Annotated in this window: 14 protein-coding genes; 7 read left to right on the top strand and 7 right to left on the bottom strand. The window is 40.6% G+C overall.

From position 1 onward, the window contains the following. The first annotated feature begins 270 nt into the window (after positions 1–270). Entirely contained in the window at positions 271–579 is a 309-nt protein-coding gene (locus Q7657_RS16935; RefSeq protein ID WP_258178280.1) for a hypothetical protein, read from the top strand. A gap of 318 nt (positions 580–897) precedes the next feature. On the opposite strand, the gene Q7657_RS16930 is transcribed toward Q7657_RS16935, so the two are convergent. From Q7657_RS16930 to Q7657_RS16905, 6 genes are all read right to left on the bottom strand, one after another. Beyond that, positions 898–2,061 (bottom strand): GGDEF domain-containing protein, encoded by a 1,164-nt coding sequence (locus tag Q7657_RS16930; protein ID WP_107166619.1) that lies wholly within the window; start codon positions 2,059–2,061, stop codon positions 898–900. A gap of 351 nt (positions 2,062–2,412) precedes the next feature. Next, a complete protein-coding gene (locus Q7657_RS16925) occupies positions 2,413–2,937 on the bottom strand; it encodes a cytochrome b (RefSeq protein WP_107166618.1) in 525 nt (174 codons plus the stop codon). Positions 2,938–3,150: 213 nt separating this feature from the next. Continuing rightward, complete coding sequence (locus Q7657_RS16920; protein ID WP_053989647.1) at positions 3,151–3,726, bottom strand: hypothetical protein; 576 nt, start codon at positions 3,724–3,726, stop codon at positions 3,151–3,153. A 109-nt stretch (positions 3,727–3,835) separates the two neighbouring features. Beyond that, positions 3,836–4,378: a hypothetical protein gene (locus Q7657_RS16915; RefSeq protein ID WP_107166617.1), complete on the bottom strand. Its 543-nt coding sequence runs from the start codon at positions 4,376–4,378 to the stop codon at positions 3,836–3,838. A gap of 38 nt (positions 4,379–4,416) precedes the next feature. After that, the gene (locus tag Q7657_RS16910) at positions 4,417–4,569 is read right to left on the bottom strand and encodes a hypothetical protein (protein ID WP_181319879.1); all 153 of its coding nucleotides are present in this window, start codon (positions 4,567–4,569) and stop codon (positions 4,417–4,419) included. Between the two features lie 23 nt (positions 4,570–4,592). Then, complete coding sequence (locus Q7657_RS16905) at positions 4,593–4,862, bottom strand: hypothetical protein (RefSeq protein ID WP_081001742.1); 270 nt, start codon at positions 4,860–4,862, stop codon at positions 4,593–4,595. A 240-nt stretch (positions 4,863–5,102) separates the two neighbouring features. Here Q7657_RS16905 and Q7657_RS16900 point away from each other — a divergent pair, with 240 nt between their 5' ends. Together Q7657_RS16900 and Q7657_RS16895 are read left to right on the top strand one after the other, a co-directional pair. After that, a complete protein-coding gene (locus Q7657_RS16900) occupies positions 5,103–5,873 on the top strand; it encodes a class II glutamine amidotransferase (protein ID WP_107166657.1) in 771 nt (256 codons plus the stop codon). Positions 5,874–6,218: 345 nt separating this feature from the next. Beyond that, positions 6,219–7,790, top strand: coding sequence for a BCCT family transporter (locus tag Q7657_RS16895; RefSeq protein ID WP_107166616.1), 1,572 nt, complete (start codon positions 6,219–6,221; stop codon positions 7,788–7,790). Between the two features lie 115 nt (positions 7,791–7,905). Here Q7657_RS16895 and Q7657_RS16890 read toward each other — a convergent pair whose 3' ends face one another. Further along, positions 7,906–9,366, bottom strand: a complete 1,461-nt coding sequence (locus Q7657_RS16890; RefSeq protein ID WP_107166615.1) for an SDR family oxidoreductase — start codon at positions 9,364–9,366, stop codon at positions 7,906–7,908. Positions 9,367–9,652: 286 nt separating this feature from the next. Here Q7657_RS16890 and Q7657_RS16885 point away from each other — a divergent pair, with 286 nt between their 5' ends. From Q7657_RS16885 to Q7657_RS16870, 4 genes are all read left to right on the top strand, one after another. After that, positions 9,653–11,020, top strand: a complete 1,368-nt coding sequence (locus tag Q7657_RS16885) for an MATE family efflux transporter (RefSeq protein WP_107166614.1) — start codon at positions 9,653–9,655, stop codon at positions 11,018–11,020. A gap of 270 nt (positions 11,021–11,290) precedes the next feature. Then, the gene (locus Q7657_RS16880; RefSeq protein ID WP_053989653.1) at positions 11,291–11,962 is read left to right on the top strand and encodes an ABC transporter ATP-binding protein; all 672 of its coding nucleotides are present in this window, start codon (positions 11,291–11,293) and stop codon (positions 11,960–11,962) included. Further along, positions 11,943–14,402 carry an ABC transporter permease gene (locus tag Q7657_RS16875; protein ID WP_053989654.1) on the top strand — a complete coding sequence of 820 codons (2,460 nt, stop codon included), beginning with the start codon at positions 11,943–11,945 and terminating at the stop codon, positions 14,400–14,402. The genes Q7657_RS16880 and Q7657_RS16875 overlap by 20 nt, the downstream gene beginning before the upstream one ends. Then, on the top strand, positions 14,402–15,493 hold the full coding sequence (locus tag Q7657_RS16870) for a lipocalin-like domain-containing protein (RefSeq protein WP_107166613.1): 1,092 nt from the start codon (positions 14,402–14,404) through the stop codon (positions 15,491–15,493). Before Q7657_RS16875 ends, Q7657_RS16870 begins: the two co-directional genes overlap by 1 nt. The last annotated feature ends 201 nt before the right edge of the window (positions 15,494–15,694 follow it).

The raw sequence follows: 15,694 nt of genomic DNA, 5'->3' as shown, positions 1-15,694 counted from the left end.
TATTAAGTAATTATCACACCATAATTAAATTTTAATAAGAATGATTTTTATTTCTAAGTTGGGTTATATCTTGAAAATAAATATAAAGGATAATAATTCAATGTAATAAGAGAAATACAAATTCCCGTTTATCTAGTTAATAATGCTAATAACTATATCTGATGTAACCTAATCTCAATAGAAGCGTTTATAACAAGCTTGTTATTTCAAAATACTATAATGGTAGCGATGAGACTAAACTGACTATTATTAAGGTAAAAGGAGGGAGGAATGATGAATAAAAAGCGAATATTTTGTATTGGACTGCTAATCCCTCTTGTTTACGGCATGATCTGGTTCTTGTCATTATTTATCAGCGCCGAGCTTAATCATTTCCTTTATGAAAACCACGTTATCTTTCTTTGGTTAGCATTACCGTGGTCATTTTTTACCATAGAAGTGAGTGCGATTTGCAGCAGTTATGCCAGTGCCTATGTGTGTAATCCGTTGGCTATTTTACTCGTTAGTATTGGTTTTGCGCTTAATATGGTTGTGTTTATCATCGTGCTACGAGGGATATTTCGACGGTTTAAAAAATAGATTTTTACTGACACCAAAGTTTCTAGATGTATATACCCAAGTAACTTCAAGATGCAGTGTTCAGCGAGATGACCTTAGTTCTCAGGCGCGGCAACGATTCGTAGATATAGTGGTTCTACATTAAGAATCGTTAACAAAGTCTGAGAGCTAAGGACGCTCGCCCTTTGGGAACAGTGTCACTGAGCCGACTTCTTGCGTCAGACAACTTGAAAATAGCTAGCTATTCCGCTTCGTTGTCTTCTTGAATTCAACTCAGTGACCTCGCTCTGAATCAGGCATCTTGAAGTCGTTTGGGTATACATGCTTTGCCTTTAATTCTTAGCATTCACAAGGCGCTATCATCACGCAATTTCTACCACCTTGTTTAGCTTGATATAACGCTTTGTCTGCTTCTCTAATTAAGCTATCTAAATCACCACCTTTATATTGTTGAGAAACACCAATACTGATTGAGATAGGCGACATTCCTTCATGAGGTACAGGTATGTTGTGTACCGCATCACGAATGCGTTCAGCAACAATATGTGCATTGGTAAGGGGAGTATTGGGTAATAAAATCAAAAATTCTTCGCCGCCATATCGGATAGCGATGTCATTGACTCTGACACATGCTTGGATCTGCTCTGACACATTCACAATCACCTGATCGCCAACAAGATGTCCGAATTTATCGTTAATGGATTTAAAGTGGTCTATATCACACATCATAGCGATTAATGGCAGAGGCTGCTTTGCATTACTGGTGGTTATCTGTGGTGTCAGTTTATCCATACCTCGACGGTTGTATAACGAGGTGAGGTTATCTCTTATTGAAAGTGCTTCCACTGAGTGGGTTAAACGTCCATTGACCAGCCATACTAGGTTAAATGACATTGCCATGATGAGAAACATCAATGTGAGATAAGGAATTTGATGAACCCAGCCTGCCTGCATATATTGGCTGATCTCATCAGTATTAAGTACGAGTGTGGCACGAATAAACATGGTGAGAGAAACTACGCCAAAAGCCAGTCCTAGTGTGTATTTGGGGATTGGATTATCGAGTGCTTTACCTTTAAAAATAACGATACAAGCTAAAAGTTGAGTGATACCGAAATGTAAACTCGCACTAAAAGCTCTGGCATTGAGAGAATCTTGGATAAAGTAAAAATAAAGCAATGCAATAAACAGGGGCACTAGGCCAAAAAGTGAAATTTTGCATAGTCGAGAGCAAGCTTCGCGATATTGGCTAAATCCATAAAGACATAGAGTGAGACCACCACACAAAATCATATTGGACAGGAGCACAGATATCCACATTGGGATCTGCCCACGTAGAAAAATTAAACTTGTGGCGATAGATATACAGAGTTGAGAAATCGCGATAAGTTTTACACCTTTGAAGTGCTTTTGTTCTAAATGAAAGAACAACAAACCAATCCCAAAGATGAGTGAAAAAAATGATGCGAGAAAACTGACGGTTCTCATATCTAAATCTGGCATCCTGCACCTCTGAATCTTTCCAAGCGATTTCTATCCATATAGCTTGTGCACTTAAGTTGATTTGATACTTCAAAAGTATACTAAGGCTGTGTTATCAATTTACAGTGAGTATGCTAAGTAACGGTCACATGTGCGATCAATATTCACAGGTTACGTAATTTACCAAATGCTTAGTAACATATCGTGCAGAGGATCTGGTGATAGATGAAAATGAGATCGTATGTGTACAAAAAGTTGTATTAGTGAAATAGCGAAACTACGCTAATGGCTCTTGATAATAAACAGATCGTGATATGAATGAGAGGAGTCAGCCGAGTGTGGCTGACTCATTATTAGTGAGTGATAATACTGTTAGCGTCCAAACATACGTTCTATTGCATGATCTCTGTTAACTAGTTGATGCTTTAGAGCGCCAATAACGTGAAGAACAATCAGTGCAATAATGATTTTGGCTGCAATCACGTGAATGGTATGTCCTAGCGAGCCTAGCCACTCAATTTTCTCTCCAGCAGCAAGTATTTCTACGCCGAAAACCTCTAAAGCTCTACCACCGCCAGTATTCATCATGATGCCAGAAATCGGCATGAGTAGGGTGGCTAGCAATAATAGATGTTGTACGCTTTTCGCTAAAATTTGAAGGGCGCGATTTTGTTCAGGCGCACCTGTGATAGGTCCTTCTTTAAATCGCCAAATAATACGGATAAGTGCAACAGCAAGAATAATCACACCTAAGGATTTGTGGATACCAAGAAGCTCAAACTTTTCAGGTGATCTAGGCAGACCTTCTACGTATAACCCTAAAATAATCACACCAATAAAAAGTACACCAGTGATCCAGTGAAGGGCTATTGTGGGTTTAGAAAGTTTACTGTCCATTTCTACGTATCCTTAACAATTTGATAAAAAACTATTATCACTGTCAGGCGGATAAATTTCGAATATTTAATTTGTAACTAGATGTAAATTTGGTTGGTGTGTGATCGATAGAGCGGGGAGAGAGCGTTTTGAGTAATAAAAAACGACGAGTAAAACTTAAGCTTTATCTCGTCGTTCCTATTTCAATAAGCGTTGTTAATGATTAACTCGGCTTTATTCAGCAATATATTCTAACGGTGCTTCGAGTTCTTTCAGTACCATTTTTTGGATGTTGATACCAAGCATCATTACGATTAAACACCAGTTTAAGAATGGCAGTTTACCTGTTTGTAGGCTTTCAATAAATTGGCTTGGGTTCCAGTTGAAAAGCTCACAAATATTTTGCGCTGTCATTTCTTCAAATAAACCACTGTCGATCAGTTTTGCAAACTGCTCGCTAGTAGGACAAACAAAAGTATTACGGGCACCAAAAGCTGTTGGTTTAAAGAGGCGTAATACACGGCGAATGTCTTCAACTTTGATCACTTCGCCATTCATAGCAATGTTTTGTCGACCGACTAATGCAGCAAGGAAACACCAGCATGGGTATGGAATAGTAGAGATGTTAAAAGGTTCTTTTTTATATTTTGCTGTCCAGCTACTGACATTTTTCTCTTGTAAACCAGTGACTAGCGCAAGTTTGTTTGCATCGTAGCCATGATCTTTCAGTAGGTTAATGATTTCAGCAACTTCAGATACGAAAGGTTTGGTCCAATTTTCGTATGAGGTAAAGACATTTTCTCTGATCAAAATGCTATTCCAATATGGGAGTTCAATAGATTGCCGCTGATCATACGTGTTAAAGCGACGATGTCCATTAATATCCCATATTGGATGGAAATTCCTTTAGGTTATTAATCTATTTGGATGTTTCTTGGTTTTGTTTCTCTTGTTTAGCCTGCAGCTTTTGCTGTTGTTGGTAGAGTTTATCGATCTTCTGCCAATTGTTATCTGATAGGGTGAAAGAATCACTTAACTGGATTGTTTTATTGGTATCTGCTTTGGGGCTAACCAGTGTCGCAGTGTAGTGGATCTTGGCTGTGCTGTTTTCTTTATCAAGACTTTCTAAGCGTAATACAAGGCCTGAAGGCTTAGTTTTATCGATCACAAAATGCCCATTCCAATTCAATGATGCGTCGATATTTGGATTATCTTGATTGTAATTCATCGCTTCTTTTTTGGTCAGCAAGGTATGTAGGCTATTGCTGTTGATAGAAAGCGTTAGAAAATGGCTTTTGTCTTTAGACAGGATGATACTCGCTGCAGGAGCGTTGTTGAGATAGAAGTCATTGGCAACACCTACTTGTGTCAATGAGCCGTTAATTTCGTGATCGTCTGCGTTGTTACACCCTGCGAGTAAGAAGGCAGCAAGAGCGAAGCTAGCAATTGTTATTTTTTTCATACAGTTTCCTTAGTAATGGTGCCAAGGGAGAAAGGAACTTACACAATAAGCATACAAATGATGATGGAGTAAATTGTCAGCTTAGTGTCTAAATCGATGTATAACTGCTTGATAGTTGAACAGAGTTTACCGCTTAACGGGTATTGAATTAACAGGTTAAGCGATAACGACAACTCAAATGACTTTGCCATTCGCTAAATTTCACTGCTACAACTTAGAAGCACATACCAAGAAAATAGAAAAGAACATAGAAACAAACAAATCCAATCACAAAACCTGTGAGGTGATGAATGAAAGAGGGGATTTGTGGTTTGTGCTGACGTAGTTTGTTTTTCGTTACGTGGTAACAAGCAATAGCAATTAAGAAAACAATGGTTATTGCAAGGGTGTAAACCATATTTTGTTGGGGTTGTATGGTATCTGACTGGGCAAGTACAAGTGGTGAGAACAGTGCTGTACAACTTAATAAAGAAGCGTATTTCATGGTGGAGTGTCCGCGGAAATAACACGTAAATTAAAATGTTCAAAGTCTTGCTGCAATGGCTGTTATTACAAGTTGTTATTGCATAAGTGACAGTGGTGATGAAAAGGGATTTGTTATTTTAATGATCATTATATGGTTGTGATTAATTTATTTAGATATTCGCTTAGTAGACGTTTAGTGGTTGATTTTAAATAGGTGAAGGCGTCTATTGATAAGTTTTAATCGCAGATGGGTGTCACTATGTCTCGTTGGCTTGCATATCACGGTAACGCAATTTATTTAGATGAACTGATTTATCAACCAGAGCATTCTTTGATCCACCAAACATTAGAAGAGCGTAAAGCGGTTAACTATGTCAATGGTGACGGTTTTGGACTGGGCTGGTATGCCGAACGTGAAATGCCTGGACGTTATCATGAGATTATACCTGCGTGGGCTGACGATAATCTTCGCTCTTTAACGCATCATATTTGTTCTCATCGTTTTATGGCACATGTGCGTTTCTCTACTGGTGCTGAAGTCTCACGAGCTAACTGCCATCCATTTATTTATGAGCAATGGATGTTTTTACATAACGGTCAGATAGGTGACTTTGATAAAGTCCGTTTTTCATTAGAGCGTTTACTGTCTGAAAGTTTATATAACAAGCGAGTAGGTACAACAGATAGTGAAATTATCTTTCTGTTGATGATCAAAAATGGCCTACAAAACGATCCTATTGCTGCGATAAATCAGACTATGTATGAAATCGAACAGGCAATGCAGGAAAAAGAAGTCACTCAACCACTTCAGGCATCCATTTGTATTTCAGATGGTAATAGCTTTTGGGTGGTGCGCTACAGCACAGATAATGCAGCACCTACTATTTATATAAAGCAAACACCTGAAAGTGTCACGCTAGCTTCTGAGCCATTAGAGCAAAATGAGCAATGGTTGTTAGTGCCTAAACAACAAATCTTGCATATCAGTAAACAGAACACGTTAACGTTTTACGATTTAATCGTTGATTAGTGAAAATGAAGCAGTTGCAGCGCGATTGTTTTCAATCATGTAGAAAGAAAACTGAATAGTTATTAGGGGTGAATGCTCTTGATTTAGGTGAAATTGGTTAGAGTAGTAATTATTTTTAACTGTTAGCTAAACGCTGCTTTTTTCTTGATAATGCTATTATTAATATTATTAAGTGGCAATTAAGTTTAATTGTTATACAAAGTCGTAACATCATGATATGCCACTTAAAAACGAATATTAAAGTGGTTTATGCTACTTTTGCTTTGAATAATAAAGGTTTTTTATCTGGCTTTTGTGTGTATGGGCTGTTAATCTCTCGTCCCTCACACACAAAGTGAGATATTTATGTCAACTAACGTATGCCAAATAGCTAATGGTGACGCTACTTCTTCAAGTGAAGTTTCAAGCAATGTTGAAGCTAAACTTGTTCCAATTCTAACGATTGGTTTCATTTCTTTATTCATTTTTGCTGCACTGTTCGATATGTCCAGTTTTACAGCATTTATTCAAACAAGTTTCGAATCTGCCGCCAATACTTTTGGCCAAAGCTGGCAGTGGTTGATGCTGGTTAATTTCATTTTTGCTTTAGTTTTGGCATTTAGCCCACTGGGGAAAAAGGTCATGGGTGCGGAATCTAAGCCGACGATCGGTACGTTCCGATGGTTAGCCATGATCATGTGTACCTTATTAGCGGGTGGCGGGGTGTTTTGGTCTGCAGCTGAGCCGATTTATCACTTTATTACGCCACCACCAGCATTTTCAGATGTGAGCGGTTCAACGCTGCAAGCGGTAGCTCCAGCACTGGATCAAGCCTTCTTACATTGGGGCTTTTTAGCCTGGGCTGTATTAGGCACATTGGCAACAATTGTGTTGATGTACGCACACCATGAACACGGCGTAAAGTTACGTCCGCGTGCTTTGCTGTTTCCTATCTTTGGTAGCAAGCTTGAAAATCATTGGATGGGTAGCGTGATAGATGCATGTTCTATTATTGCTGTTGCAGCAGGTACCATTGGTCCGATTGGATTTTTAGCATCGCAATTAGGTTATAGCTTAGAGCTACTTACTGGCTTAGAAAACAATGTCCAATCTCAATTACTTATTTTAGCTGTCGTAGTTGCTGTGTATTCGATTTCTGCAGCATCTGGCATGGATAAAGGCTTGCAGTGGTTATCACGTATTAATGTGATTGGTGCCTTTGGCTTGTTATTAGTGATGCTTTTTTTAGGTCCAACCAAGTTTATTTTAAACGAGTTCGGTAGCGCCTTTGGTGGATATCTACAGCATTTTGGTGAGTTAAGCCTCACGACAGACAAGCCATCTTGGAATGTGTGGTGGACATGGTTCTTCTGGGGCTGGTTTATTGGTTTTGCTCCTATGATGGCGATCTTCATTGCACGTATTTCAGAAGGCCGAAGTATTCGTGGGCTAGTGTTAGCCGTTGCTATTGGTGCACCGATAGCGACAAACTTCTGGTTTACTGTATTAGGTGGAAGCGGGATTTATCTTGAACTGCAAAATCCGGGTGTAATTTCAGGACCGTTAAATGATGCTGGATTGCCTGCTGTACTATTAGCAACGCTGTCTAACTTACCATTTAGCAGTATATTATTACCTGCATTTCTAGTGTTAACCACCACCTTTGTTGTCACAACAGGGGATTCAATGGCGTATTCCATTGCGATGGTGGTGTCAGGTGACAATGAGCCTGATAGCAAACACCGTTTGTTCTGGGCTATCACTATGGGTGTTGTAGCAGCGGTATTGTTATTAGCTGGAGATGGTGGTTTGAATGCACTGCAATCCTTTATTGTGATAACGGCTGTGCCAGTATCTATCTTGATTGGTTTTACTTTAATTAGTGGACCAATAGCAGCACTGAGAATGACATGTGCAAAAGAAGATGTAACCGCATAACGAAATCAGGCATGTAACAGACTGACATGCGTGAGTAACAAGTATGAATAAAAACGCCCAATTGATAGCGATTCAATTGGGCGTTTTTGATCTAGTTTATAGTGTTTACAACGATTTAAACGGTATCTATATGACCATCTTTTGCTTTGGCTTTACAGCGTTTCACCAGTTGATGTGTCATACCTCGGAAGATAAACAAGTGTGCTGGCATCATGGCAAACCAATACAATAACCCTTTAAAGCCTTTAGGGTGCCACCATGCTCGTATATCAACCGTACGGTACTTGCCATGATCATTAATGGTAAATTCTAAACGACCCAAGCCAGGTGCTTTCATGCCAAAAAGTAGTGATAAGAAGTGGTTCTCTTCTAAACTGATCACTTTCCATGAATCAATACGATCACCGAGCTCTAGATGATTAGGATCACGACGATAACGCTCTAATGCATTGCCGCCAATCATGGCATCCATCCATTCACGTAATCGCCATAAGCCATTGGCAAAAAAGTAGCCTTCATCACCACCGATAAGCTGAACTTGTCGCCATAAATCTTCGCAGCTAGCATCGGTTTTTAAGGTGTATCCTGCTTGCTTAGGGTAGTAGCCATAATCGGGTTGCCAACGAGACAACGCATCTGGATCGAATCCCCATATTTCGCTATCAATGATCTCATCATTCATTTCTAACGCTTCGGCTACCGCATCATCATAACTGAGCAGTACTTGGGGAATGTAGGCTTGCAGTTTGCTTCCATCTGCGGGTAAGTCATATTGCAGGCCGTTAATTAACGCTCGGGCAATATTGGTTGGCACAGAGGTAATAAACCGCAGCCAATAGGCGGCTAATGTAGGGCTTAAAAACTTAAGTGGAATAACATGGATCTTTTTATTGATCAGTTTACCAAGCCTCACCATTTGTTCACGGTAAGTAAGTTGTTCAGGGCCTGCAACCTCGAAAATCACGTTTTCGTCAGCGGGCTTTTTGATCAGCTCTGTGAGATAGAATAATAGATTTCTAAGAGCAATCGGTGAGTTGCGTGATGTTACCCATTTAGGCGTTAGCATAACAGGCAAATGGCTAACAAAATCACGCATGACCTCAAAGGCAGCAGAGCCCGGACCGATAATAATACCTGCACGTAATTCAATCGTAGTTTTGCCACTGCCGCGGAGAATATTACCTGTTTCTTTACGGGCAATAAGATGAGTAGAAGCGGCATCTTCTGACTGTAATGCACCTAAATAAATGACTTGTTTAACGTGACTTTTTTCAAGGTACTGAGAAAAATGACGGGCACAATCGAGCTCAAAATCAATGAAGTCATGACCATGGTTCATACCATGAACAAGGAAATAGACAATATCGACATCATGAAGTAAATCAGTGAGATCTTTATTGTCGCTGAGATCTAAATGAATGAGTTCAAGGCGTTCAAGTTCATTCCAACCGCGTTTACGTAATAGTTGTAAATTACGTCCTGTTGCTTTGACACGGTGGCCTTGATTGAGTAATTCAGGTACGAGGTGACTACCTACATATCCTGATGCACCGACTACCAGAATTGTTTTGCCCATTACTTCATCGCTCCATTTCCTTATGGTTATTATTTGGGTATGGCTGATTATAAATAACTATATTTTTGTTAATTGTAACGAATAACAGAAAAATATGAATGGCATCGAAAAATTTATAAGATTAGCATAGCCGTTCACGCCTGAGATTGTTCGCTTGCTTTACGTGCCACCAGCGTGTCCATTCTAGTTGTTCTTACTCACAATGCATCATTGTGAAGGTTATGTATTTGTAAATTTAATAGAAAAGCCATTAGCCTTTCGCTTGTCTTCATTAGGGATAATGATAATGCCGACTCTTGTACTACAACAGTTTAATCGTGGTTTTTTTCGCTCACTATTTTGGATAGCACTGCCTATTGCATTGCAATCGATGCTATTTTCAAGCCGCAGTCTTGTCGATATTTTAATGCTAGGACAGCTCGGTAATGTTGAGGTTGCAGCAGCAGGTATTGCCGGTAAAGCATTTTTTGTCGCAATTATTATGTTGTTTGGAGTTTCGACGGGCGGTGCGATGCTAACGGCTCAGTATTGGGGAGCAAATAACAAGCAAGGGGTGCGTGAAGCAACAGCATTAACGGTAATGATCAGTGGTGGCTTTGCTTCTGTGGCTGCGGCTTTGTTCTTATTTATACCTGAAAGCATTATGGGGCTTGCCACTCAATCACCAGAGGTTATTGCGCTTGGCTCTGATTATTTACGTATTACTGCATTTAACCTATTAGGGGCTGCATTTGGTATAAGTATGGCGGTTGGTTTACGTTCAATGCATCAACCGGGTATCAGTACGTTCTTTAGTGCGATTGGTATAGCGGCCAATATGTTCCTTAATTGGGTTTTGATCTTTGGTCAGTTTGGTTTGCCAGCCATGGGGATCAAAGGGGCGGCATGGGCAACGTTATTAAGTGGGGCAATCGAACTTGTGTTGCTGGCTGCTTATTTATACGGTCGTAACCATTTATTAGCCTTCGACTTTTCGACAATTAAGACTGTTTGCAATCAAAAAGATATTTCTCGTTTTCTGAAATTATCGCTGCCTATTACATTTAATCATTTAGCCTGGGCTGGTGGTATTTTTGTTTATCACGCGATTATTGGTCAATTAGGCGTTGATGGTCTGGCGGCAATGTCGGTTATCACCCCAATTGAATCATTATCGTTGGCGATGTTGATCGGTATTTCTAATGCATCAGCGGTGTTTATTGGAAATTTACTTGGTGCTAATAAAAATGAAGAAGCTTATTTAAAAGCGTGGGCTTTTTCATTAGTCAATTTGGTGTGTGCATTAGCAACCGTGCTTTTGATGTTTGGCATAAAGCAGCCGCTATTAACCTTATTTTCAGGATTAACACCCGATGTACGTAATTTAACCGATCATTTCTTTGATATTTTCGCCATTGTGCTGGTATTGAAAAGTATTCCTATGGTGATGATAGTTGGAGTATTACGGGCTGGTGGCGATATTAAATTCTGTTTTTACCAAGATATTATTGCTCAGTGGGTGATAGGTATTCCGGTAACCGCTTTCTGTGCGCTGGTACTCCATTGGCCGATAGAGTGGGTATATGCATTACTTGGCTTAGAAGAACTCGTGAAGTGGTTTGCTTCATCTTGTCGGGTTTATTCACGTCGATGGATTAATAATTTAGTGGCTTAAGATAAGTAGAATTGATGGTCATCATAGATATTATTTATCAGTGTATTACTCTACGCTCTAATATGAAGGCAAATACAGTATTAATGTTAATCCGATATGAGTAGACAAAAATTTATAAATAGTCGTTCTCAAAACCTAAATTGCTTTATTGACAGGGCTATTTAAGGTAAATTTTGCCTCGGTAAATACATGAAGTATTTATTAAAGTTATTTTGATTAATTACTGAGTTTTTTGAGTAATTAATAGAAACTCAAGTGTTGGTGATATAGATGTTACGACTGGCGGAACTCTGTAAAGGATACCGTGATGGTGCCGAGTTTCATTCCGTGCTGCAAGGGACGAATTTAGAGCTCGAACCTGGGGATCAAATTGCGTTAATGGGAGAAAGTGGCTCTGGAAAAAGTACACTTTTAAACCTGATTGCGGGATTAGATATTCCAGAAGAGGGAGAAATTTGGCTAGGAAATACACCTATCCATTCGATTTCTGAGCGTGAACGTACTGCGTTTCGCCGTGATAATATTGGTTTAGTCTTCCAACAATACAATTTACTACCAACCTTGACGGTGGCTGATAATATTCGTTTCTGTCGTCAATTAAAGGGGCTCCCTGCGGATGATAAATTGTGGCGTCAGTTGATCTCGGCGCTGAATTTAATGTCTCTACTTGATCGTTATCCTGAAGAAATCTCCGGTGGACAGCAACAACGTGCTGCGATTGCTCGCGCTATTTATATGGAACCTAAAATTCTGTTAGCCGATGAGCCAACCGGTAGCCTTGATGAACGTAACGCTGAAGCGGTGATCCGTTTACTTATTTCACTGACGAAAAAATTACACTGTACATTATTAGTGGTGACGCACAGTAATAAAGTGGCTTCACATATGCAGGGGCAGGTGCGTCTGCAAGGGGGACAGTTACATGTTACGCCCCGTAGTTAATGCGCTGTGGGGGCATTATCGACGTCACCCGTTTCAAATTATTCTCGTCTGGCTAGGTTTAACACTTGGCATTGCTTTGTTGGTTGGGGTGATGGCTGTTAACCAACAAGCGAAAGAAAGCTACCGTGAAGGTGAACAACTCTTTTCTAATCCATTTCCTTATCGGATCCGTCATGCACAAGTTGGGATGAAAGTCCCACAGGGCTTCTATATTCAAATGCGTCGCGCTGGTTTAAAAGCGTGTTCACCATTGGAAGAATACCGCATCGTTACTGATCAACAACGTGATTTCCAGTTATTAGGTATCGATCCTGTTGCGTTGATGGGGATCAGTGATTCACACCGTCTTGATGATGGTAAGGTAAAGTTACTGGAATTAATGCGCCCACCATACCCAATCATGATTGGTCAGCAACTGGCTAATTATATTGGTTTGAGTGATGGCAGTATGATCACTTTAGATTCAGGTAAAAAGATCGGGCCGATTGAAATCATTCAAGATGATCGTATGAATGAGCCGAGAATGATTGCCGATATTGCTTTGCTGCGTGAGTTGAATCCAAGCTCTGGTTTTACTGCGGTTGTTTGTGGCGAGATGAGCCGTGACCAGCTAAGTAAATTGATCCATATCTTACCACCGGGCTTAACGTTAGAGCGTAAGCAAAGTGCGAAATTAGAACCACTAACGAATGCATTCCATTTGAACTTGTTTGCCATGGGTATGCTGTCGTTTGTGGTAGGTCTATTTATTTTCTATCAAGCCATGTCACTGTCATTTGCTCAACGTCAGCCATTAGTTGGGATATTGCGCCAGTTAGGTGTTAACAGTGGGCAAATTGCTAAAGCTTTAGTGTTTGAGTTGTCTGCGTGGATTGTGCTGGGCTTAATTGGTGGTAACTTGCTGGGCTTATTATTAGCTCAGCAACTGTTACCAAGTGTTGCTGCATCATTGAATGATTTATATAGCGCTAACGTTAGTCTACATATTCAATGGCATTGGTCTTGGGGACTAGCAAGCTTAGCAATAGCTGTATTCGGTTGTATGTTTGCTTGTACATGGCCAATGATCCGCTTAGTGAAAACCCAACCTGCGCGTTTATCAGCACATTTATCATTGATTCGCTTTAGTGGTCGTGAGTTTGCATGGCAGGCGTTGTTTTCTGGCGTCTTTATATTAATCGCTTTTGGTATATATCAATTACCACATGGTCAATTAGCAGGCTTTGCATTAATTGCATTTATTCTGATTGCATGTGGCTTATTTATGCCGTTCTTACTGTGGAAGCTATTCCTTGGACTTGGCAAGGTCTGTCGTTCTGCACAACTGCGTTGGTTCTTTAATGATGCAGCCGCTAGTTTAAGTTACCGAGGTGTCGCAGCAATGGCATTTATGCTGGCATTGGCATCCAACATCGGTATGGAAACCATGGTTGGCAGTTTTAGAAACACAACTGAAAGTTGGCTAGAACAGCGATTAGCGGCAGATATCTATATTCGTCCATCAATGAACATGGCACCACGTATTTCAAAATGGCTCCAAGATCAGCCTGAAGTAGAACAAGTATGGTGGAGTTGGCAGAAAGAAACGCCGTCTGATACGGGAACGATTCAGGTCATGAGTATCGGTGAAACAGCCGGTGAGAAACGTGCACTATCGGTGAAAGAAACCGCTTATGAATATTGGCGTACTTTACATTCCAGCCGCTCGGTAATGGTCAGTGAATCTCTGGCACTTAAAAACCATTGGAGTGTAGGGGATGTGATCGATTTACCAGCCCCAATGAATAAGAAGTGGAAAATCGTTGGGATCTATTATGACTACGGTAATCCTTATGGTCAGGTGTTGATCTCACAATCTAAGTGGCAACGTTTCTGGCCGCATTCTGGGCAAGTGGGTTTAGCTATTCATTTAAATAAGAATGCTAATCCTGATAAGTTGTTAGCCGATTTAGGTGCACGTTTCCGTCTACAACCTGAGCGTATTCGTAATAATGCCGCCTTAATGAAAGAAGCGATGGGTGTTTTTGATCGTACCTTCGTGGTTACTTCAACCTTAGGACATTTAACACTGTTTATTGCGGTATGTGGTTTGTTCTTTGCCACGGTAGCTGGTGAGATCTCTCGTCAACGTCAGTTCTCTTTACTGCGCTGTATGGGAATGTCAGGACGAGAATTAGCATTATTAGGCGGTGGTCAGTTATTACTGATTGGTATTATGACGGCGCTTATTGCATTGCCTCTTGGCTTGTTCCTTGCGCAGTTATTGATTGATGTTGTTTTGAAGTATTCATTTGGTTGGACAATGCCAGTGCAATATTTTCCAGTTGATTACTTCACTACGCTGGGTACTGCGCTGTTAGCCTTATTAGTTGCGGGTGCATGGCCTGTATGGCGTTTAGTGCGTCGCTCTGCCATCTTGTCTTTAAGGGAGTCATTCTAATGACAAGAAAACATACATGGTTAACACGAGTCGTAACGGCTTTAGCTGTGGTAGTGGTGCTAAGTGGCTGTGAACAACCAAAGCCAAAAAGTAAATCAGTCGAATCGTTAACCCAATCAACGGATTATGTTTTTGAGCCTGTTGTAAAAGGTGAGAAGCTCGTTTTTCCACAAGATTTTGGTGCCCACCCTGATTACCGTGCGGAGTGGTGGTATTTCACAACTAACCTTGAAGCTGATGATGGCACACAAATGGCGTTACAGTGGACGCTATTTCGCATGGCGACAGGCGATGAAGATAACAAAGGTTGGAAAACACCGCAGATGTACATGGCACATGCGGTGATCACTACTAAAAATAAGATCTGGCGAGCAGAACGTTTTGCTCGTGGTGGAATAGGTCAAGCTGGTGTGATTTTAAATCCATTTCGAGCTTGGTTAGATAACTGGGCTTGGCGTGCAAAAGGGACTTCACCTTTCCCCGGCCGATTAGAATTTGCTGACGATGACATGGAAGCGATTCTTGATGTGTCACAGGCGGGTTCTATCGTGCTACAAGGGGACGAAGGGTACAGCAAAAAGCACCCATTACTCGACATTGCATCCTATTACTACAGTGCACCGTTTTTAAATGTCAAAGGCATGATTGAGCTGGATGGTAAAACTTACCATGTGAAAGGCGAAGGTTGGTTTGATCGTGAATGGAGTAGCAGCATGTTGAGTAAACAGCAACAGGGCTGGGATTGGTTCTCGATTCATCTGGATGATGGTAGCGCTCTGATGGTTTCTCAGCTGCGTGAAAAAGATAATGCACCGTATTTCTTTGGCTCACGATCTTGGCCGGACGGTAAAGTGGTGAAGTTAGATAATAACCAAATTAGAATGAAGCCGATTAAATATTATGGTGTGCAAGGGAAACGATTCCCGTTAGTGTGGGAAATCGATATTCCATCGCAATCCATTAAACTTGAAACACAGGTTGTTCGCCGTGATCAATGGTTGCCATTCATATTTCCATATTGGGAAGGGCCGATAAGAGTCAAAGGAAGCCATACTGGGAAAGGTTTCATGGAGCTCACCGGATACGAGTAATAAAGCAAAAAAGCCGACAATGTTCGGCTTTTTTTGTGCCTCAAATTTGTGAGTTAAATCGAAACATGAACAGGTAGGTTTGTTGTTTTGGGATCACGTTACGGTGCTTTAAGCATCTGGCGGGGCATTAACTTTTAACTTATCTGGCATGAGCAGTGAATAATTGATTTACCTATATAATGTAGGCTCATTTGCTAACGT

Source organism: Candidatus Photobacterium acropomis, assembly GCF_030685555.1.
In the GTDB taxonomy this organism is placed as follows: Bacteria; Pseudomonadota; Gammaproteobacteria; order Enterobacterales; family Vibrionaceae; genus Photobacterium; species Photobacterium lucens.
This window is presented reverse-complemented; position numbering and strand designations above follow the sequence as displayed.

Bases quoted from the DNA above. Each gene is read 5' to 3' on its own strand.
- Q7657_RS16875 (WP_053989654.1), top strand. From the start codon at position 11,943: ATGTTACGCCCCGTAGTTAATGCGCTGTGGGGGCATTATCGACGTCAC.
- Q7657_RS16880 (WP_053989653.1), top strand. From the start codon at position 11,291: ATGTTACGACTGGCGGAACTCTGTAAAGGATACCGTGATGGTGCCGAG.
- Q7657_RS16890 (WP_107166615.1), bottom strand. From the start codon at position 9,366: ATGGGCAAAACAATTCTGGTAGTCGGTGCATCAGGATATGTAGGTAGT.
- Q7657_RS16895 (WP_107166616.1), top strand. From the start codon at position 6,219: ATGTCAACTAACGTATGCCAAATAGCTAATGGTGACGCTACTTCTTCA.
- Q7657_RS16870 (WP_107166613.1), top strand. From the start codon at position 14,402: ATGACAAGAAAACATACATGGTTAACACGAGTCGTAACGGCTTTAGCT.
- Q7657_RS16935 (WP_258178280.1), top strand. From the start codon at position 271: ATGATGAATAAAAAGCGAATATTTTGTATTGGACTGCTAATCCCTCTT.
- Q7657_RS16905 (WP_081001742.1), bottom strand. From the start codon at position 4,862: ATGAAATACGCTTCTTTATTAAGTTGTACAGCACTGTTCTCACCACTT.
- Q7657_RS16930 (WP_107166619.1), bottom strand. From the start codon at position 2,061: ATGCCAGATTTAGATATGAGAACCGTCAGTTTTCTCGCATCATTTTTT.
- Q7657_RS16925 (WP_107166618.1), bottom strand. From the start codon at position 2,937: ATGGACAGTAAACTTTCTAAACCCACAATAGCCCTTCACTGGATCACT.
- Q7657_RS16915 (WP_107166617.1), bottom strand. From the start codon at position 4,378: ATGAAAAAAATAACAATTGCTAGCTTCGCTCTTGCTGCCTTCTTACTC.
- Q7657_RS16885 (WP_107166614.1), top strand. From the start codon at position 9,653: ATGCCGACTCTTGTACTACAACAGTTTAATCGTGGTTTTTTTCGCTCA.
- Q7657_RS16900 (WP_107166657.1), top strand. From the start codon at position 5,103: ATGTCTCGTTGGCTTGCATATCACGGTAACGCAATTTATTTAGATGAA.
- Q7657_RS16910 (WP_181319879.1), bottom strand. From the start codon at position 4,569: ATGGCAAAGTCATTTGAGTTGTCGTTATCGCTTAACCTGTTAATTCAA.